At 73.8% G+C, this 18703-nt stretch carries 16 protein-coding genes; 10 read left to right on the forward strand and 6 right to left on the reverse strand.

What is annotated here, in order from left to right; translation table 11 throughout:
- The first annotated feature begins 136 nt into the window (after positions 1-136).
- On the forward strand, positions 137-1429 hold the full coding sequence (locus AB0K07_RS05460; protein WP_363751158.1) for a multidrug effflux MFS transporter: 1293 nt from the start codon (positions 137-139) through the stop codon (positions 1427-1429).
- 68 nt (positions 1430-1497) lie between these two features.
- Here the strand turns inward: AB0K07_RS05460 and AB0K07_RS05465 are convergent, their stop codons facing one another.
- Complete coding sequence (locus AB0K07_RS05465; RefSeq protein ID WP_363751159.1) at positions 1498-2163, reverse strand: hypothetical protein; 666 nt, start codon at positions 2161-2163, stop codon at positions 1498-1500.
- Between the two features lie 23 nt (positions 2164-2186).
- Here AB0K07_RS05465 and AB0K07_RS05470 point away from each other — a divergent pair, with 23 nt between their 5' ends.
- Positions 2187-2705 carry a hotdog domain-containing protein gene (locus AB0K07_RS05470; protein ID WP_363751160.1) on the forward strand — a complete coding sequence of 173 codons (519 nt, stop codon included), beginning with the start codon at positions 2187-2189 and terminating at the stop codon, positions 2703-2705.
- A gap of 19 nt (positions 2706-2724) precedes the next feature.
- Here AB0K07_RS05470 and AB0K07_RS05475 read toward each other — a convergent pair whose 3' ends face one another.
- The gene (locus AB0K07_RS05475) at positions 2725-4017 is read right to left on the reverse strand and encodes a hypothetical protein (RefSeq protein WP_363751161.1); all 1293 of its coding nucleotides are present in this window, start codon (positions 4015-4017) and stop codon (positions 2725-2727) included.
- A gap of 269 nt (positions 4018-4286) precedes the next feature.
- Between AB0K07_RS05475 and AB0K07_RS05480 the strand changes: the two genes are divergently transcribed.
- A complete protein-coding gene (locus tag AB0K07_RS05480; RefSeq protein ID WP_363751162.1) occupies positions 4287-6269 on the forward strand; it encodes an acetoacetate--CoA ligase in 1983 nt (660 codons plus the stop codon).
- 13 nt (positions 6270-6282) lie between these two features.
- On the opposite strand, the gene AB0K07_RS05485 is transcribed toward AB0K07_RS05480, so the two are convergent.
- Complete coding sequence (locus AB0K07_RS05485; protein ID WP_363751163.1) at positions 6283-6972, reverse strand: TIGR03089 family protein; 690 nt, start codon at positions 6970-6972, stop codon at positions 6283-6285.
- Positions 6973-7126: 154 nt separating this feature from the next.
- On the opposite strand from AB0K07_RS05485, the gene AB0K07_RS05490 reads away from it, so the two are divergent.
- Together AB0K07_RS05490 and AB0K07_RS05495 are read left to right on the forward strand one after the other, a co-directional pair.
- Entirely contained in the window at positions 7127-8272 is a 1146-nt protein-coding gene (locus AB0K07_RS05490) for a glycosyltransferase family 1 protein (RefSeq protein WP_363751165.1), read from the forward strand.
- 63 nt (positions 8273-8335) lie between these two features.
- On the forward strand, positions 8336-9427 hold the full coding sequence (locus AB0K07_RS05495; RefSeq protein ID WP_363751166.1) for a sugar phosphate nucleotidyltransferase: 1092 nt from the start codon (positions 8336-8338) through the stop codon (positions 9425-9427).
- Here AB0K07_RS05495 and AB0K07_RS05500 read toward each other — a convergent pair.
- Entirely contained in the window at positions 9396-10013 is a 618-nt protein-coding gene (locus AB0K07_RS05500; protein WP_363751167.1) for an NUDIX hydrolase, read from the reverse strand. The genes AB0K07_RS05495 and AB0K07_RS05500 overlap by 32 nt on opposite strands.
- 39 nt (positions 10014-10052) lie before the next feature.
- On the opposite strand from AB0K07_RS05500, the gene AB0K07_RS05505 reads away from it, so the two are divergent.
- Complete coding sequence (locus AB0K07_RS05505; RefSeq protein ID WP_363751168.1) at positions 10053-11111, forward strand: hypothetical protein; 1059 nt, start codon at positions 10053-10055, stop codon at positions 11109-11111.
- Positions 11112-11400: 289 nt separating this feature from the next.
- Positions 11401-12399 (forward strand): winged helix-turn-helix domain-containing protein, encoded by a 999-nt coding sequence (locus tag AB0K07_RS05510; RefSeq protein ID WP_363751169.1) that lies wholly within the window; start codon positions 11401-11403, stop codon positions 12397-12399.
- Between the two features lie 13 nt (positions 12400-12412).
- Here the strand turns inward: AB0K07_RS05510 and AB0K07_RS05515 are convergent, their stop codons facing one another.
- Entirely contained in the window at positions 12413-13501 is a 1089-nt protein-coding gene (locus tag AB0K07_RS05515; protein ID WP_363751170.1) for a coenzyme F420-0:L-glutamate ligase, read from the reverse strand.
- Positions 13498-14499: a 2-phospho-L-lactate transferase gene (gene cofD / locus AB0K07_RS05520; RefSeq protein WP_363751171.1), complete on the reverse strand. Its 1002-nt coding sequence runs from the start codon at positions 14497-14499 to the stop codon at positions 13498-13500. Before cofD ends, AB0K07_RS05515 begins: the two co-directional genes overlap by 4 nt.
- A gap of 98 nt (positions 14500-14597) precedes the next feature.
- Here cofD and AB0K07_RS05525 point away from each other — a divergent pair, with 98 nt between their 5' ends.
- The 3 genes from AB0K07_RS05525 (at position 14598) to AB0K07_RS05535 (ending at position 18697) form a co-directional block, all read left to right on the forward strand.
- Positions 14598-15554, forward strand: coding sequence for a hypothetical protein (locus tag AB0K07_RS05525; RefSeq protein ID WP_363751173.1), 957 nt, complete (start codon positions 14598-14600; stop codon positions 15552-15554).
- A gap of 192 nt (positions 15555-15746) precedes the next feature.
- Entirely contained in the window at positions 15747-18257 is a 2511-nt protein-coding gene (locus AB0K07_RS05530) for a bifunctional FO biosynthesis protein CofGH (protein ID WP_363751175.1), read from the forward strand.
- Between the two features lie 161 nt (positions 18258-18418).
- Positions 18419-18697 carry a hypothetical protein gene (locus AB0K07_RS05535; protein ID WP_363751177.1) on the forward strand — a complete coding sequence of 93 codons (279 nt, stop codon included), beginning with the start codon at positions 18419-18421 and terminating at the stop codon, positions 18695-18697.
- Positions 18698-18703 lie beyond the last annotated feature (6 nt).

Here is an 18703-nt window from a genome sequence, read left to right on the forward strand (position 1 = left end):
GGAGGATCAGAGCCTGATCGACCGAGCATCTGCCCACCCCGGGCCGGCACGCCCGCCGCCACCCTGCCTCGCCATCCACTCGCTGCCCAACGTCGGGCACGCCCAACGACGTCTGAACACACGCAGAGAAATCGAGATGATGAAGCAGTTGGTGGAGAAGACCGCCCCCGATACCGCCTCCGATCGGGAGGTGCTGCCCGGCGACCTGATGACCAACCGTCAGCGGGCCCAACTCGTCCTCGTGCTGGGCGCGCTGATCGCGATCGGCCCCCTGACCATCGACATGTACCTGCCGGCCCTGCCCGCCATCACGGCCGGCCTGCAGACCACCGAGACCGCGGTGCAGCTGACGTTGACCGGCACGCTGCTCGGCCTCGCGCTGGGCCAGCTGCTGATCGGGCCGCTCTCCGACGTGGTCGGCCGGCGCGTGCCGCTGCTGGCCGGGCTGGCCGCGCACATCGTGGCGTCCGTGCTGTGCGTCTTCGCGCCCAACATCGCCGTGCTCGGCACCCTGCGCGTGCTCCAGGGGCTCGGCGTCGCGGCCGCCACCGTGGTCGCCACGGCCGTCGTCCGGGACCTGTTCAGCGGCGCCTCCTTCGCCCGGATCTTCTCCCGCCTGATGCTCGTCATGGGCCTGGCGCCGATTCTCGCGCCGACCCTGGGCAGCGGTCTGCTGCGCTGGACCGAGTGGCGGGGCGTCTTCGCGGCGCTGGCGGTGCTGGGGGCGCTCCTGATCGTCGTCGCCTATTTCCAGCTCCCGGAGACCCTTCCGGTGGCGCGTCGGCGCCACGGCGGGGTGGGCGCGACCCTGCGCGACTACCGGGGGCTGCTCAACGACCGGGCGTTCGTCGGCCTCGTGCTGGTCGCCGGGCTGGCGATGGCGGCCCTGTTCGCGTACGTCTCCGGGTCGTCGTTCGTGCTCCAGCAGGAGTACGGCCTCGACGAGCAGCAGTTCGGCCTGGCCTTCGGCGCCGGTGCCGTGGGCCTGATCGGCGCCACCCAGTTCAACGTCCGGCTGCTGCGCCGCTACACCCCGCAGCGGATCCTCAGCATCGCCCTGATCGCCGGGACCGCGGCCGGGCTCCTGCTGATCGTGTTCGCCGCGACCGGTTTCGGTGGCCTGGGCACGCTGCTCGCGTCGCTGTGGCTCGTCCTGGCCGCCGCCGGCCTGGCCCTGCCGAACGCCCCGGCGCTGGCCATGAGCCGGCACAGCGAGGCCGCTGGCACCGCGGCGGCGCTGCTCGGTGCCGTGCAGTTCGGCATCGGTGCGCTGTCGGCGCCGCTGGCGGGCCTGTTCGGCACCGGCAGCGTGCCGATGGCGATCGTCATCGCGGGCGGCATGGCCGCCGCGACGCTGGTCATGGTCCTCGTCGTGCCCCGCGCCGAGCTCGGCACCGTCGATGCGGACCTGGCCGTCGCAGTGCACTAGTCCGGCCGTCCACCGCGCACGCTGGACTCCGGTCTGGGGGCGGGCCGGTCACCCGGCCCGCCCCACGATCAACGGATCTCGGTGGTGTCCTCGGGGTGCGGCTGGCCGCGCGGAGGCGCGGACCACGGCGACTCGCCGCCCACCCGGCGGGGCAGGGGGTCGGTCGGGGTCGGATCGGCCGGGTAACCGAGGGTGGGCGGGGCGGCGTCGCGCTCGGCGGGCTCGGGCGGCGGCCAGTCGGTCAGGGTGAAGTCGTCGCTGCGCGGGCCGCCCGCCGGTGCTGGCGCGGTGGCCGGTTCGGTCACCGGACGCGGCCACTGCTGCCAGCGTTGCCTGCTGAACGCCGCCATGAGCAGCAGCAGGCCGATCAGGAAGAGGGTGCCGTTCTCCACCGGAAGCCGCAGCGGCAGCGGATCGCCGAACACCTTCCACCCCTGCGGGATCGCGTCCCGCACCTCGAACGGCGCCACGAACATCCCGACGTACGGGATGGCCAGCAGCAGCCCGGCCACCAGCGGGCCCAACGGCGAGACGCGCAGTGTGCCGAGCAGGCCCAGCAGGACACCGCCGACACCGAGGTACACGGCCGGCTCGATCAGGTTGGCCGTGTTGAAGGTGCCGATCTCCACCCAGCGGTCGACCGTCCGGCTCGACCCGTCCTGCCCGAGTGTGACCAGCACCCAGGTGATGGGCACCACCACCAACCCGGCGAGGAAGCTCCAGAGATGTCGCATCCGCGCACCGTACCGTTTCCGGCATGACCGAGCACCCCTCCGCCGCTCCGACCGGCAAGCCGACGTCGTACTCGCGCGTCACCCTGAGCAAGATCATGACCGCTGTCGACGTGAACCTGTACGGCACCGTGCACGGCGGGGTCCTGATGAAGTTCGTCGACGACGTGGCGGGGGCCGCAGCCGCCCGGCACAGCGGCGGGACCGCGGTGACCGCGGCGATCGACGAGATCGTCTTCTCCGAGGCGGTCCGCGTCGGCGACCTGGTGCACGCGCACGCCCAGGTGAACTGGACCGGGCAGACCTCGATGGAGGTGGGCGTGCGGGTGGTCGCCGAACGGTGGGACTCGGCCGAGGACGCGCCGGTCCGGGTGGCCACCGCGTACCTGGTCTTCGTGGGGGTGGACGTGGGCGGGGCGCCGCGGATGGTCCGCCCGGTGCTCCCGGAGACGCCGGAGGACGAGCGCCGCTACCGGGAGGCGGAGATCCGTCGTGCGCACCGGCTCGCCCGCCGCCGCGCCATCCAGGCGCACCGGGCGGGCTGACCGATCCGCTCTGGCCGGGTCACTGCCGGCCGGAGCGGAGACCGGCGGTTTCCACCACCTCGGTCACGGCGTCGGCCTCCGTCGCGCCGGCCGACTCCGGCCGGCGGGTGGACGTCAGCCGGTCGAGCAACAGCGGCAGGCCGAGCACCGGCACCAGCCAGACTGCGACGTAGAGGCGGTCACTCTCCGTCCAGATCGGGTGGGCGATCTGAGTGGCCAGCCCGGTCCCGGCCAGCCCCAGGGTGACCCAGGCCAACGGGGCGTGCCGGCGGAAGAGCGCCCACGCTCCGAAGGCCAGCCCGAGCAGCAGCCAGGGCGCGCGCAGCTCGTGCTGCAACCAGCTGGGCCAGAAATTCAGGTTGAGATCGATCAGCCGCTGCCAGGGATCGTCGACGTCCGGCAGGGTGAAGTGGCTGGTGAACTTGTCCTGCAGGGTCTCCTCCGAGCCGGAGAAGCCCAGCAGGTTCGCCACCCCGAAAATGGCCACGGTCGCGGCCGCGCCGATCCCGGTCAGCAGCCACGTTCCCGCGTGCCGGCCGGCCGGGGTCGTGAGAAGGGAGAGCAGCGCGGCGGCGGCCAATCCGGCGGCGGCCAGCAGGAAGGTCGGGTAGCGCACCGTCGTGCCGAGCGCCAGAGCCGCGGTCAGCAGCGCGACGCCGGCGACCGTTCGCCGCCGCAACAGCCACCACGAGCCGAGCAGGGCCGCCGTCATGCACGTCAGCACCGGCCCCTCGGTCAAGGGGTACGAGCCCCACCAGCCGAGCGGCGAGAAGTAGTAGAACACCTGGCCGGCCAGCGCGACGCCGGGCGGGACACCGACCTCACGCAGCAACCAGAAGATCAACAGGCCGCCGAGCGCGGTGAACAGCACCGAGGTCGCCGACAGACCCAGGTTCACCCCGAACACGCGCACCAGCGGGGCGGAGAGCGCCGAGTAGCCGAACCGGTCGGCGAAGATCGCCTCGTACCGCGGCTCGTTCGGGGTCAGCCCGTCCGGATACTTGGCGACGCACTGCCGGGACGCATCCTTGACCGAGAACGGAGTCGCCATGGCGACCGGGTCGAGGGAGGCTTGTCGCGCCTGCCAGTGGGCCTGCTCGGTGCAGGCCGCGGCCAGGGCCTGGCGCTGTGCTCTGGCCGGCGACTCGCCGAGCAGGGTCAGCGTGGCCCTGGCGTATCGGTAGGAGTCGTTCACCGGATTGACCGCCGGTCGGACCAGCGCCCAGAGCCCCACGAAGGCCAGCGCCGCCAGCAGCGCCGCGACCCACCCGCGCTTACCGCCGATGAACGCCAGGATGCGCCCAATTGCCATGGTAGCTCCCCCGTTGACCCGGTCCGCCCATTGACGGTCGAGCCGATCGGGATCGTACCTAAGGGGAACATCGTCCGATTTGCCCCCCTGGGCCCTTGCAGCCTTCCGCGTCCACACCGCAACCCCGCCCACACTGCCGGCAGCCCAGCCATGGGGGCCCTCCACACGCCCCCGCCGGCACCACGAGTGGAGAATGGCGCAGCGAGGTGGGGGAGGATGGCCGCACGGCCCCCGCACAGTGTCGTGTCGGGCCAGGGGAGGGTGGAGCAGTGGGTGACATGCTGTGGACGCCGCCGGCGGACGTGCGCGAGCGGTCCCGCATCGGCGGCTATCTGCGTTGGCTGCGGGAGCACCGCGGGCTGGACTTCGCCGACTACGACGCGCTGTGGCGCTGGTCGGTCACCGACCTGGACGCGTTCTGGCGCTCGATCTGGGACCACTTCGAGGTGGTGGCGCACACCCCGCCGACGGCCACCCTGGCCGAGCGGGGAATGCCCGGGGCCCGCTGGTTCCCCGGGGCCACCCTCAACTACGCCGAGAACGTGCTGCGGATGCCCGGGCGGGCCGACGACGACCCGGTGGTGATCGCGCACGGGCAGACCCGGGCGCCGGTCACGCTGACCGCCGGGGAGCTGCGCGAGCAGGTCCGCCGGGTGTCGGCCGGGCTGCGCCGGCTCGGCGTCACCGCCGGTGACCGGGTGGCGGCGTACGCCCCGAACATCGGTGAGACGTACGTCCTGCTGCTGGCCACCGCCAGCCTGGGGGCGATCTTCTCGTCGTGTGCGCCCGAGTTCGGCACCCGCAGCGTCACCGACCGCTGGCAGCAGATCGAGCCGACCGTGCTGGTCGCCGTGGACGGCTACCGGTACGGCGACAAGCCGGTGGACCGGCGCGCCGAGGTCGAGGCCATCCGGGCCGCGCTGCCGTCGGTGCGGCACACCGTCAGCATCGGGTACCTGGACCCGGAGGGCGCCCTCCCCGACGGCGCGCTGAGCTGGGCCGACCTGGCCGGGCCCACCGACGAGCCGCTGGCGTTCACGCCGGTGCCGTTCGGCCACCCGCTGTACGTGCTCTACTCCTCGGGCACCACCGGGCTGCCGAAGCCGATCGTGCACGGCCACGGTGGCATCCTGCTGGAGCACCTGAAGATGCTCGCCCTGCACCACGACCTGGGCCCGGCCGACCGGTTCTTCTGGTTCACCACCACCGGCTGGATGATGTGGAACTTCCTGGTCTCCGGCCCGGCGGTCGGCGCGACCATCGTGCTCTTCGACGGCAACCCGGGCCACCCCGACCTGGGTGGGCTGTGGCGGCTGGCGGCGGAGACCGGCACCACGTACTTCGGCACCTCGGCGCCGTTCCTGCTGGCCTGCCGCAAGGCCGGTCTGGTGCCGCGGGAGGTCGCCGACCTGTCCGCGCTGCGCGGCGTCGGCTCCACCGGCGCGCCGCTGCCCGCCGAGGGCTTCACCTGGGTGTACGAGACCGTCGGCGACCACCTCCAGCTCCAGTCCCTCTCCGGCGGCACCGACGTGTGCACCGGCTTCGTCGGCGGGGTGCCGCTGCTGCCGGTGTACGCCGGTGAGATCGCCTGCCGGGCGTTGGGCGCCAAGGTGGAGGCTCGCTCCGCCGACGGCACACCGGTGATCGGCGAGCTGGGCGAGCTGGTGATCACCGAGCCGATGCCGAGCATGCCGGTGGGCTTCTGGAACGACCCGGACGGCACGCGCTACCGGGAGGCCTACTTCGACGTCTACCCGGGCGTCTGGCGGCACGGCGACTGGATCACGATCAACGACCGGGGCGGCTGCGTGATCACCGGACGGTCGGACGCCACTCTCAACCGCGGCGGAGTGCGGCTGGGCACCGCCGAGTTCTACTCGGTGGTCGAGGGGCTGGACGAGGTCGTCGACTCGGTCGTCGTGCACCTGGAGGACGACGAGGGCGGCGCCGGCGAGCTGCTGCTCTTCGTGGTGCTCGCCGAGGGCCTGGAGCTGGACGACCCGATGCGCGCGAAGATCTGCCGCGAGCTGCGTACCGCGCTCTCGCCCCGGCACGTGCCGGACGAGATCCACCAGGTGCGCGCGGTGCCGCGCACGCTCTCGGCGAAGAAGCTGGAGGTGCCGGTCAAGAAGATCCTCACCGGCACCCCGGTCGACTCGGCGGCCGCGAAGGGCGCGCTGGTCAATCCCGAGTCCCTCACGGCCTTCGCCGCCTTCGCCCAGCGCCGCGCCCCCGACAACACCCCCGCCTGATCGCGGGCGGGGGTCACGGGAGCGGGTGGGTCACCTGTTCGGTGCTCAGGCGGGCGGGCAGCCGGGTGGGGTCGAGGTTGGCGCAGAGCACGACGGTGGCGGCCTGCGTCAGCGGCGCCAGCAGCCAGTCCACCGGGTCGGGGTACGCCGCCGCGTCGACCATGATCCGGGCGCCGGGCGTGATGCCCAGCTCCGCGGCGCGGGCCTCGGCGCGGGCCAGCAGGTGACCGTCGGCGGGGCCCGGCCCGGGCTGCGGGCGGAAGTGGTCGCCGTGCCGGCGCACCTCGACCACGTAGTCGGCGAACCCGGGCGGCACCTGCCGCAGCGGGGCCGCGAGCGGCGACAGCCCCAGGGCGTACCGCTCACCGGCGGACCAGGACTGCGCCTCGTCGAAGCGGTCGGCGGCGGCGAAGAGCACGTCCACGTCGCCCGGCGTGTCGACCACGCTCAGCTTGGCCGACCAGCAACCCAGCAGCACCGCCGCGGTCTGCCAGTGCGGCGGCAGGAGGACGCCGGCCGGATCCCCCTGTGCGAGGGCGACCTCGTCGACGAGGAGGTTGGCGGTCTTCGCCACCCAGTTCGCCAGGGTGGCGCCGGAGAGTTCGGTGCGGTCACCGCTGGCGTCGTCGTACCAGGTCAGCAACGGTCGGGTCGGGTCGGTCGCGATCGCGTCGGCGAACACCCGGGCAATGTTGTCGGCCATCGGCGCGAACGATACGCCTCCGTGGGCCGTACTCGAAGACGATGACAAGTCGGCGTACCGTCGGGTCGCAGTCAGCGTCGGCCCCGTGCTCCGGCGTAGGCTTGGCCCCCGGAGTGTTGTTCCCCACAGACCCGCCAGTGCAAGGAGTCGCCCCGTGACCGCCGGTCGCCCGCCCCGCGTGCTCATCGACGCCACGAGTGTCCCCGCCGACCGTGGTGGTGTCGGTCGATACGTTGACGGTCTGCTCGGTGCCCTCGGCAAGGTGTGTGGGTCGGGGGTGGAGCTGGCGGTGGTCAGCCTCCGCACCGATCTCGAGCGGTACACCCGGATGCTGCCCGGCGCGGAGATCATTCCCGCCCCGGCCGCCGTGGCGCACCGCCCGGCGCGGCTCGCCTGGGAGCAGACCGGCCTGCCGCTGCTCGCCCAGCAGGTGGGCGCGCACGTGCTGCACTCGCCCTTCTACACCTGCCCGCTGCGGGCCGGGTGTCCCGTTACGGTCACCGTGCACGACGCGACGTTCTTCACCGAGCCGGAGCACTACGACAAGTCCCGCCGCACCTTCTTCCGCAGCGCCATCAAGACCTCGTTGCGGCGGGCCGACCGGGTGATCGTGCCCAGCAAGGCCACCCGGGACGAGCTGATCCGGCTGCTCGACGCCGACCCGACCCGGATCGACGTGGCCTACCACGGGGTCGACCAGGCCGCCTTCCACGCGCCCAGCGAGGAGGAGAAGGCCCGCGTGCGCGCCCGGCTGGGGCTGGGCGACAGCAGCTACGTCGCCTTCCTCGGGGCCAAGGAGCCGCGTAAGAACGTTCCCAACCTGATCCGTGGTTGGGCCCGGGCGGTGGCCAATCGGGCCGATCCGCCGGCCCTGGTGATCGCCGGCGGGCAGGGGCACGACGACGACATCGATCGGGCGGTGGCCGAGGTCCCGTCCCACCTGCGGTTGCTGCGCCCCGGCTACCTGCGCTACGCCGACCTGCCCGGCTTCCTCGGCGGCGCGCTGGTCGCGGCCTATCCCTCCTACGGCGAGGGGTTCGGGCTGCCGATCCTGGAGGCGATGGCCTGCGCCGCCCCCGTGCTGACCACGCCCCGGCTCTCGCTGCCCGAGGTGGGCGGCGACGCGGTCGCGTACACGTCGGAGGACGCGGAGCAGATCGGCACCGACCTGGCGGCCCTGCTGGACGACGAGCAGCGCCGGTTGTCGCTGGCGAAGGCCGGTTTCGACCGGGCCAAGGAGTTCACCTGGGAGTCCAGCGCCGAGGTGCACATCGCCGCGTGGAGCCGCGCCCGCTCGTGACCGTCCGGGCCCCTGGGCGGCGACCCGCCCACCCGGCCGGAATCCGTCGTGCATGATGTGCGGATGCTCTATGCGGTCATCCCGGCAGGTGGCAGCGGCACGAGGTTGTGGCCGTTGTCCCGCGCCGGCCACCCCAAGTTCCTCCACCCGCTGACCGGCTCCAACGCGTCGCTGCTCCAGGCGACCGTGGCGCGGCTCGCGCCGCTGACCACACCGGACCACATCCTCGTGGTCACCGGCGCCGCGCACGTCGCGGCGGTGGCCCGGCAGCTGACCGGGTTGCCCGAGGAGAACATCCTCGTCGAGCCCTCGCCCCGGGACTCCTGCGCCGCGATCGCGCTGGCCGCCGCGGTGATCGCGCTGCGCGACCCGGAGGCGGTAATGGGCAGCTTCGCGGCCGACCACCTGATCGGCGATCCGGAGAGCTGGGTGCGGACGGTCCAGGAGGCGGTCCGCGGCGCGGAGCAGGGCATGCTGATGACCGTCGGGATCACCCCGACGCGGCCGGAGACCGGCTACGGCTACCTGGAGACCGGCGACCCGGCCGACGGCTCCCCGTGGCGTCCGGTGGCCGAGTTCAAGGAGAAGCCGGCCGCCGAGGTCGCCGAGGCGTACGTCCGGTCCGGCCGGCACCTGTGGAACGCGAGCATGTTCGTCTGGCGGGTGGACGTGTTCCTCGCCGAACTGCTCCGCCAGCAACCGGCCCTGCACGCCGGGGTCACCGCGATCGCCGCCGCCTGGGGCACCCCCGAGCAGGACGACGTGCTCGGTACGGTCTGGCCGACCCTGCCGAAGATCTCCGTCGACTACGCGGTGATGGAGGGCGCGGCCACCGCGGGTCGGGTGGCCACCGTGCCGGGCGACTTCGGCTGGAACGATGTCGGCGACTTCCACACCCTCGGCGACGTGCTGCCGGCCGACGCGTCGGGCAACGTGGTGCTCGGCACCGACGCCAAGCCGGGTGTGCTGCTGCGGGACAGCTCCAACCTGGTGGTCGTGCCGCAGTCCGGCCGCCTGGTGGCCGTCCTCGGGGTGCGTGACCTGATCGTGGTGGACACCCCGGACGCGGTGCTGGTCTGCCCGCGCGACCGGGCCCAGGACGTCAAGGTCCTGGTCGACGAGCTCAAGGAGCGGGGCGAAGAGGGCTACGTCTGAGGGCCGCGAGGGCCGGCGCGACCAGTTGCACGGTCCCGCCGGCCAGCGGCTCGGGGAGTTGGTCCGGCGGGAACCAGCCCAGTGCCTCCGCCTCGTCGCTGACCTGCTCCACCGCACCGGGCGGGGCGAGCACGGCGAACCGGACGTCGTGGTGCAGGGAGCCGCCCTGACAGCCCACCGGGTGGATGTCCACGTCGATCGGCACCGGGTCGATGCGGAGGCCGGCGATCCCGGATTCCTCGGTGGCCTCGCGCAGCGCGGCGCCGACCAGGGTCTGGTCGGTCGGCTCGCAGTGCCCGCCGAGCTGCACCCAGCGCCCGAACTTGCCGTGCAGGCAGAGCAGCACCCGCGAGCCGGTGGCATCCAGCACCAGCGCGCTGGCGGTGACGTGCCCCGCGCGGTGCGGCCGGCTCATCGCGACCGGCCCGGCGGCGAGCAGGCGGACGGTCTGGTCCCGGGCGGCGGCAGCGGCCGGGCTGGTGGGCCGCCAGCCCTCGAGCAGCGCGGTGGCGTCGGCGTGCAGCGCCGCGTACGTCTCGGGGTCGGTCGGGTGGGTGGCGGGTCCGGTGAGCGCGGTGTCGGGCACCCCGCCACTCTACGAGCGCACGCTCCGTACGCTGGCGCGGTGACCCTGCGACTCCTTGAATTCGTGGTGGCCGGCAACGAGGCGAGCGATCTGCTGCCGGTGCGGTCGGCGGCGCTGCTGCGGGCGTACGGCGCCCGCCGGGGCTTCTGGACGGTGCTGGACGAGGGGCCGGTGGAGCGCTGCCTGGCGCTGCTGCTGGAGCTGGACGACGGCGAGTGGACCGCACGGCACGTCGCGGCGGACGCCGGCGTGGAGAACGGCCGGACCGAGGACGGCGAGGCGCTCGCCCACCACGACGGCTGGGTGTACGTCTTCGGCTCCCACTTCGGCTCGAAGGCCGGCCCGCTGCGTCCCCGGCGTGCGTTCGTGGCCCGGTTCCGGGAGGACGACGCGGCTACGGGGTCGGTGCCGGTGCACGTGGTGCGCAACCGCTTCCGGCTGCACCGGGCGGTGAACGACGCGCTGGTCGCGGCGCCGCTGACCCCGTTGCCGCCGGGGAAGCGGGTGCGGGACCGGTTCATCGTGGAGACCCTGGCCCGGGGGACCGCGGGGGAGAAGAGTTGGGTGAGCCGTCTGGCCCCGGACGACCTGCCGCTGAACGTCGAGGCGGCGGCCTTCACTCCGGCCGGCACGGTGCTGCTGGGGCTGCGCTTCCCGGTCACCGAGGCCGGCGAGCCGATCCTGGTCGAGGTGGCCGGTGTGCCGGGCATGTTCGCTGCGGAGCCGGCCTGGCCCCGGGCGGTGGGGACGTACGCGGTGACCGGGGTGACCCCGCCGGGCGAGTTGACCGGGTTCCGGGCGATCGCACCGACCTCGGACGGCGGGTACGCCGCCGTGATCGGCTCGATCGACGCGCTGGGCAAGGGCTCGGTGCTGCTCGATGACCATCCCGGCGGGGGCGACGTGGGCTCCCGGCACGTCCGGTTCCGGCTGCCGGCCGGCGACCCGCGGGTCGCGGCCCCGGACCGGCACCTGCTCGCCGGGGAACTGGTGGCGGACCTGGCGCCGTTTCACCACGTCGAGGGGCTGGCCGAGCTGGATGGGCGGCGCTTCTACGTCACCGACGAGGACCACCGGGTCGCGCTCTGGGTCGGCTGAGCCGGGCGGTATGTGCCGCGACGGCGGCGACCGGACGGCACCTCTGCGGAGCAAGGGCCGCAGACCCTCGTGGTGCCGCCCGATCACCGGTCCTCCCCCGGCCCCGGTGCCCGGCGCCGGTGCGCGTGCGTGACGCGTCGGTGCCGTGCTCGGGCACTGGAAGCATGCCGAACCGTGCCCGGAGGCGTCGAGGTTTTTCAGCTCAGGCTTAAAGATGGAGATAAGTGCCGGCCAGGTAGAGTCGAAGCGTCACCCGGCATCCCCCTGCCCGGCGGCACAGGAGCGCTGCATGCTGAAGATCCACTTTTCTGGCGAGGACATTCTCCGGACCCGGGTGGCGCCGGCGGCGGACCCGGTCTGGGAGTTGGTCCTCAGCCTGCACCTGTTGCAGGGCCGCGGCCGTGATCCGCTGACGGAGAACTGGCGGCGCACGGTGTCCCGAGGGCTGCGCCAGGACGCGGCCTCCGACCAGCTCCGGCTGCTCTTCGCGCTGAGTCCGCCGCGCGGCTACTTCCCCGACTTCCTCACCCCGTACGCCAGCGTCGACGGCTTCGAGGCCGGGCTGGACGCGGTCCGCAGCACCCCCGCCAAACGGCTGCACCGGGACCTGACCGTGTTGGCGTCCGAAAACTCCCTGCCGTCCTCGGCCGGCGCACTGGCCCGGGGCGAGGTCGCGGCGCTGAGTCATCTCGCCGAGTCGATGGAGCAGTACCGGTCGCTGGCGATCAGCCCGTACTGGAGCCGCATCCAGTCCGCGGTGGCGGCGGACCGGTCCCGCCGGGCCCGGGCGCTGCTCGACGGCGGCATGGAGGGCCTGCTCACCAGCCTCCGGCCGGCGATGCGCTGGGACGGCGGGGTGCTCGAGGTCCGCGACTACCCGCACAGCCGGGAGCTGCACCTCGACGGCCGGGGGCTGCTGCTGGTGCCGTCCTACTTCTGCGCGCCCACCCCGGTCGCCCTGCTGGATCCGGCGCTGCCGCCGGTACTGGTCTACCGGGTGGACCGGCTGGGCGCGCTGGCGTCGGCCGACGGGGCCGGCCCGGCCGTGTCGGGCGCCGGCCGGGATTCGCTCGCCGCCCTGCTCGGCCGGACCAGGGCGGCGGTGCTGGAGGCCAGCGACGAGGGCTGCACCACCGGCGAGGTCGCCCGCCGGCTCAACATCTCGGCGGCGGCGGCCAGTCAGCACGCCACCGTGTTGCGCAACGCCGGCCTGCTGGTCAGCCAGCGGGACCGCAACACGGTGCTGCACACGTTGACCCCGCTCGGCCGGGCCATGCTGGACGCCTGACCCGGCCGGTCCGTCAGATGGCGAGCGTGGCGCTGGCCGGGCTGCCGGCGGGCGGGGGGAGCAGGGTCGACCCGACGCCCTCCGCGGCCAGGGCGGCGCGCAGCCGGTGCAGGTCGGCACCGAAGCGGACCAGGTCCATCGGGTCGACCGGAGCCGGTGGCGAGCCGAGCACCAGGGCGGTGGCGCCGTCCGGCCAGCCGGGCACCTTGGCGATCAGACCGGCGCGTACCTCCGCCTCGTCGACCAGGGTGAAGACCGTGCCCGCGGCGACCACCCCGGCGACCGCGTCGATCGCGCGTCGCACGGCGGCCGGGTCGGCCGGCGTCGAGTTGGGAGCGTCGGTCAGGGCGGCGGCGTCGGCCAGCCCGGCCGTCCGGGCCTCGGCGGTCCCGAGCGAGAAGAGGTCCTGCGTGGCATCGCGGACCAGCGCCTGTGCGCCAGCGGCGTCGTCCGGGCGGGTGGCGGAGAGGTAGCCCCGCACCACCGCCACCGGCACCTGGTCACACTTGCCCTTGATCAGTTCGCCGGCGCCCGCCAGCTCGTCCACCACGGCCATCTGGGTCAGTTGGAGCTCGTTGCCGTACGGGTCGACCTCGCCCCGGTGGTCGCGGATGGCCGGCATCCCGGCCACCCCGAGCGCCACGTCGGTCAGCCCGTTGCGCCACGGTCGGCCCATGGTGTCGCTGACGATCACGGCGACGTCCAGGTCGTAGCGCTCCCGCAGCGCGGTGCGCAGCGCCCGGGCCGAGGCGTCCGGATCCACCGGCAGCAGCACCAGCCGGGTCTTGTCCACGTTCGACGCGTCGATGCCGGCGGAGGCCATCACGAAGCCGTGGTGGGTCTGCACGATCCGGGTGGGCCCCCGGCTCGCCACCACCCGGGCGGTCTCCCCGGCGAGCACCTCGTCGCGCGTCGCGAGCCGCTCGGGCCCGTCCGCCGGGACGTCGACCAACCGTCCCTCCGCCTTGGAGACGATCTTGCTGGTGACCACCAGCACATCACCGTCGCGCAGCCAGGGCGCGGCGGTGGCGATCATGGCCGCCAGGTCGTCGCCCTCGGACACGTGGCCGATGCCCAGCACCGGCAGGATCTCCAGCCTCACGTCAACTCCACCGCGGCGCGGACCATCGCCGCCGTCGCCGCCTCGTCGGTCATCCGCAACGGCACCGCGCGGACCGTCACCTCCGGCACGAGCGTGTCCGCGTCCTCCTCGGCAACCAGCCAGCCGTCCAGCAGCCCGCCGGCCGCCCGGCCGCCGTACAGCCGGCCCACCCCGGCCGCGCTGCACTCGACACCGAGCACCTCCAGGCACCGGTCGGCCATGCCGCGGACCGGCGCGCCGCCGATGATCGGCGAGACGCCCACCACCGGGGCCGGCCCGTCGGCCACCGCCTCGCGCAGCCCCGGCACGGCCAGCACCGGCGCGACGCTCACCACGGGGTTGCTCGGCGCGATCAGCACCAGGTCGGCCGTGCCGATCGCGTCCAGCACCCCGGGTGCCGGCTTCGCCGTCTCCGCGCCCACGAAGACGAAGCGGTGGGTGGGGATGTCGGCCCGGTACCGCACCCACCACTCCTGGAAGTGGATCGCCCGCTGGCCCCGGTCGTCCTCGGCCGTGCCGCCGCTGTTCGCGACCGCGGGGCTCGCAAGCTCACTCGTCGCGCTCACGATGGCGTGGGTCTCCAGCCGGTCGTCGGTCGCCGGCAGCAGGCGTACGCCCGGCTTCCAGCGGGTCGCCAGCGCCTCGGTGACCGCGTGCAGCGGGTAGCCGGCGTTGAGCATGGTGCTGCGCACCAGGTGCGTGGCGATGTCCTTGTCGCCGAGGCCGAACCAGGTCGGCTCCGCCCCGTACGCGGCCAACTCCTCCTTGACCGTCCAGCTCTCCCCGATCCGGCCCCAGCCCCGCTCCGGGTCGGCGCCGCCACCGAGCGTGTACATGACGCTGTCCAGGTCGGGACAGATCTTCAACCCGTGCAGCCACAGGTCGTCGCCGACGTTGACGACGGCGGTCACCTCGGCGCCGACCTCTCGGGCGTACGCCCGGACGCCGAGCAGGAACCGGGCACCACCGATGCCGCCGGCCAGAACCACGATGCGCATGTCGACCATCCTCGCGCACGTGACGCCTCCGGTCCGCCGGTGGCTCGGGAGACTAGGCTCACGTGCGCCCTGTCCGTCCATGCCCCGAGGGGGAGCTCGTGACCAGCCCCGCCGAGCCCGCGTCCACCGACGCGACCCAGGCCCGCCAGCTGACCAAGCCACTACGCGAACTGGGTGCGCTCGCGCTGCTCGGCGCCAACGCGGTGTTCCTCTTCGTGGGCCTGCTCCGGCTGCTCAGCCCGAACGACTACAGCTCCTTCACCGACCGCGCGGGCAATGCCTTCTTCGCGTTCGTCGGGCTGGAGGCGGTGGCCCTGCCGCTGCTGGCCGTGCTCCTGGCCACGCACGTGTCGCCGGTGCTGCCCAAGGCGAAGCTGATCACACAGGTGGCCCTCGGCGAGTACGCGGTCAGCGCGCTGCTCGGCACGCTGACCATGCTGATCTGGACGGTGGGCCGGCTGGCCGAGGCCGAGGTGCTCGACGCGCTGCTCGGCGTGCTCACCAGGTTCGCCTGGCTGATGATCTTCGCGGCCGCCGCCTGGGTGGTCTACACGATCTGGCGGAAGCTGTACTACGTGCCGCGGCCGAAGCCCCAGCCGGGCGTCTACGGCCAGCCGCAGCCGGGCTGGCCGCAGCAGCAGGGCGGCTGGCCGGGGCAGCCCGGCAGCCAGCCGGGCGGCGGTTGGCCCGCACCCGGTCAGCCGGGCGGCTACCCGCCGGCACAGCACCCCGGCCAGTACGGCCAGCCCTCGCCGCCGTTCGGGTCCGCGCCGCAGTCGGCTCCGCCGTTCGGGTCCGCGCCGCAGTCGGCTCCGCCGTTCGGGTCCGCCCCGCAGTCGCCGCCGCCGGTCAACCCCGCCCCGCAGTCCGCCCCGCCGTTCACGCCGGCCCCGCAGTCCGCCCCGCCGTTCGGCCAGCCACCGTCGGCGGACCCGACGCAGGCGATTCCGCGCCAGTCGGCCGACGCGACCGAGGCGATCCCCCGTCCCGGCGACCCGGACAGCGACCGCACCCAGCGCATCAACCCGGGCGACCACCCCCAACCACCCCGCTGACCCCCGCTGACCTCCCACCCCACCCACCGTCCCGTCCCAGCACCGGCCGGGTCACCTCCGTCGATCATGAAGTTGTTGCCCGTCGGCACGGCGTGTCGAGGCAACAACTTCATGATCAACGGGGTGGGCCGGCGGGGTGGGCCGTTGGGTGGGGAGCGGTGGGGGCGGTGGGGTTGCGCATAGGCTGGGCGGATGGTTGATCGCACCCACTCCGGTCCGAGCGAGGCGAGCGTGCGGCGGGCCCTGGGCCGGGCCGCGACCGGGCGGGCGCTGGACGTCGACGAGGCGACCGCGCTGCTCTCCGCCCGCGGTGACGCGCTCGACGAGCTGCTCCGGGTGGCCGGTGGAATCCGCGACGCCGGGCTTCGCGAGGCCGGGCGGCCCGGTGTGGTCATGTACTCCAAGAAGGTCTTCATTCCGCTGACCCGGCTCTGCCGGGACCGCTGTCACTACTGCACGTTCGCCACCGTGCCGCACCGGCTGCCGGCGCCGTTCCTGGACCGCGACGAGGTGCTGGCCATCGCCCGGGCGGGCGCCGAACAGGGCTGCAAGGAGGCCCTGTTCACCCTCGGCGACCGGCCGGAGGAGCGCTGGCCGGCGGCCCGGAGCTGGCTGGACGAGCGCGGCTACGACTCCACTCTGGACTATCTGCGTGCCTGCGCCGTCGCGGTGCTCGAGGAGACCGGGCTGCTGCCGCACCTCAACCCCGGAGTGCTGTCCTGGTCGGAGCTGCAACGGCTCAAGCCGGTCGCGCCGAGCATGGGCATGATGCTGGAGACCACCGCGACCCGGCTCTGGTCCGAGCCGGGCGGCCCGCACTTCGGCTCGCCGGACAAGGAGCCGGCGGTCCGGCTGCGGGTGCTCGACGACGCGGGCCGGGTCGGGGTGCCGTTCACGACCGGCATCCTCATCGGCATCGGGGAGACCCCGGCCGAGCGGGTGGACGCGCTCTTCGCGATCCGCCGCGCGCACCGGGAGTACGGGCACCTCCAGGAGGTGATCGTGCAGAATTTCCGCGCCAAGCCGGACACCGCCATGCGGGGGATGCCGGACGCGGAGCTGCACGACCTGGCCGCGACGGTGGCGGTGGCCCGGCTGCTGCTCGGCCCGAAGGCCCGCATCCAGGCCCCGCCGAACCTCATCGCCGGCGAGTACGACCTGCTGCTGCGGGCCGGCATCGACGACTGGGGCGGTGTCTCCCCGCTCACCCCGGACCACGTCAACCCGGAACGTCCCTGGCCGCAGATCGAGGAGTTGGCCCGGCACACCGAGCTGGCCGGGTTCACCCTGCGTGAGCGGCTGACCATCTACCCCGAGTACGTGCGCGCGGGCGACCCGTGGCTCGACCCGAGGCTGCTGCCGCACGTGGGCGCGCTGGCCGACCCGACCTCCGGGCTGGCGGTCGAGTCGGCCCGGCCGCAGGGCCGCCCCTGGCAGGAGCCGGAGGAGGTGTTCGGCGGGCGGACCGACCTGCACACCACCATCGACACCACCGGGCGTACGGAGGACCGGCGCGGCGACTTCGACAGCGTCTACGGCGACTGGGCGGAGGTGGCCACGAAGGTGACCGCCGGGCCGGCCGCCCTCGCCGGCGACCACGACCTGCGGGCCGGGCTGCGGCTCGCCGCCGACGACCCGGCCGCGCTGCTGGAACCCGGCAACACCGACGCGGCGCTGGCGTTGTTCGCGGCGGACGGGCCGGCGCTCGACGAGTTGTGCCGGCTGGCCGACGACGTGCGCCGCGACGCGGTCGGCGACGACGTCACCTACGTGGTCAACCGCAACATCAACTTCAGCAATGTCTGCTACGTCGGCTGCCGGTTCTGCGCCTTCGCCCAGCGCGAGCGGGACGCCGACGCGTACCGGCTCTCCGTCGAGCAGGTCGCCGACCGGGCCGCGGAGGCGTGGGCGGCCGGTGCCAGCGAGGTGTGCCTCCAGGGCGGCATCGACCCGAAGATGCCGGTCACCGGGTACGCCGACATCGTCCGGGCGATCAAGGCCCGGGTGCCGGGGATGCACGTGCACGCGTTCTCCCCGATGGAGATCGTCACCGCCGCGGCGAAGGCGGGCGTGCCGGTGCGCGACTGGCTGACCCAGCTGCGCGAGGCCGGGCTGGACACCATCCCGGGCACCGCCGCCGAGATCCTCGACGACGACGTGCGCTGGGTGTTGACCAAGGGCAAACTTCCGGCCGCCGCCTGGGTCGAGGTGGTCAGCACCGCCCACGAGCTGGGCATCCGGTCCAGCTCGACGATGATGTACGGCCACGTCGACCATCCCGGGCAGTGGCTGGCGCACTTCCGGGTGCTGGCGGGTGTGCAGGACCGCACCGGCGGCTTCACCGAGTTCGTCGCGCTGCCGTTCGTGCACACAAACGCCCCGATCTACCTGGCCGGCATCGCCCGCCCCGGGCCGACCTGGCGCGAGAACCGGGTGGTGCACGCGATGTCCCGGCTGCTGTTGCACGGCCGGATCGACAACATCCAGTGCTCCTGGGTGAAGCTGGGCGACGAGGGCACGGTGGCGATGCTCCAGGGCGGCTGCAACGACCTGGGCGGCACGCTGATGGAGGAGACCATCTCCCGGATGGCCGGCTCGGGCAACGGCTCGGCGCGGACCGAGGAGCAGTTGCGGGCGATCGCCACGGCGGCCGGCCGACCGGCCCGCAAGCGCACGACCGCGTACGGTCACGTCCGGCCCTGACGTCGAACCTTTTCCCGCCGCCGGCCGTACCAAGCGGTGCCGGCGGCGGTCGCGGCGAGGCCCGCCGCCGGTGTCCCCCTCGGGCCCGGCGGCGTCGGTAGGCGGCACCGGACCCTTCCGTCCCCGCGGGCGCGTTCGCGCCACCGCCGGAAAGGTTGCCCATGACCAGTGATCAGCGGAAGCGGCCCTGGCCGCGACTGACCCGCCGGCAGACGTTGACCGCCGCGGCCAGCGCCACCCTCGGCGCCGCCGCGCTCACCGTGCCGGGCCTGTCGGCCGCGCAGAACGCCCCGAGCGCGGCCGGCCGGGCCGACGACCCGATCGTCGTGCACCTGCGTGACGCCGCCTCCGGAACGATGGACGTCTTCGTCGGTGATTCCCGGATCGAGGTACGCGACCGTGGCCTGGCGGATCGGCTGCGGCGCGCCGCCCGGCGCTGACCCGAC

It is taken from the genome of Micromonospora sp. NPDC049301 (assembly GCF_040678715.1).
Classification (GTDB): Bacteria; Actinomycetota; Actinomycetes; order Mycobacteriales; family Micromonosporaceae; genus Micromonospora.

What these genes read in the sequence shown, in the direction of transcription:
- AB0K07_RS05460 (WP_363751158.1), top strand. Translation starts at nt 137, where the DNA reads ATGATGAAGCAGTTGGTGGAGAAGACCGCCCCCGATACCGCCTCCGAT.
- AB0K07_RS05465 (WP_363751159.1), bottom strand. Translation starts at nt 2,163, where the DNA reads ATGCGACATCTCTGGAGCTTCCTCGCCGGGTTGGTGGTGGTGCCCATC.
- AB0K07_RS05470 (WP_363751160.1), top strand. Translation starts at nt 2,187, where the DNA reads ATGACCGAGCACCCCTCCGCCGCTCCGACCGGCAAGCCGACGTCGTAC.
- AB0K07_RS05475 (WP_363751161.1), bottom strand. Translation starts at nt 4,017, where the DNA reads ATGGCAATTGGGCGCATCCTGGCGTTCATCGGCGGTAAGCGCGGGTGG.
- AB0K07_RS05485 (WP_363751163.1), bottom strand. Translation starts at nt 6,972, where the DNA reads ATGGCCGACAACATTGCCCGGGTGTTCGCCGACGCGATCGCGACCGAC.
- AB0K07_RS05495 (WP_363751166.1), top strand. Translation starts at nt 8,336, where the DNA reads ATGCTCTATGCGGTCATCCCGGCAGGTGGCAGCGGCACGAGGTTGTGG.
- AB0K07_RS05510 (WP_363751169.1), top strand. Translation starts at nt 11,401, where the DNA reads ATGCTGAAGATCCACTTTTCTGGCGAGGACATTCTCCGGACCCGGGTG.
- cofD (WP_363751171.1), bottom strand. Translation starts at nt 14,499, where the DNA reads ATGCGCATCGTGGTTCTGGCCGGCGGCATCGGTGGTGCCCGGTTCCTG.
- AB0K07_RS05530 (WP_363751175.1), top strand. Translation starts at nt 15,747, where the DNA reads ATGGTTGATCGCACCCACTCCGGTCCGAGCGAGGCGAGCGTGCGGCGG.
- AB0K07_RS05535 (WP_363751177.1), top strand. Translation starts at nt 18,419, where the DNA reads ATGACCAGTGATCAGCGGAAGCGGCCCTGGCCGCGACTGACCCGCCGG.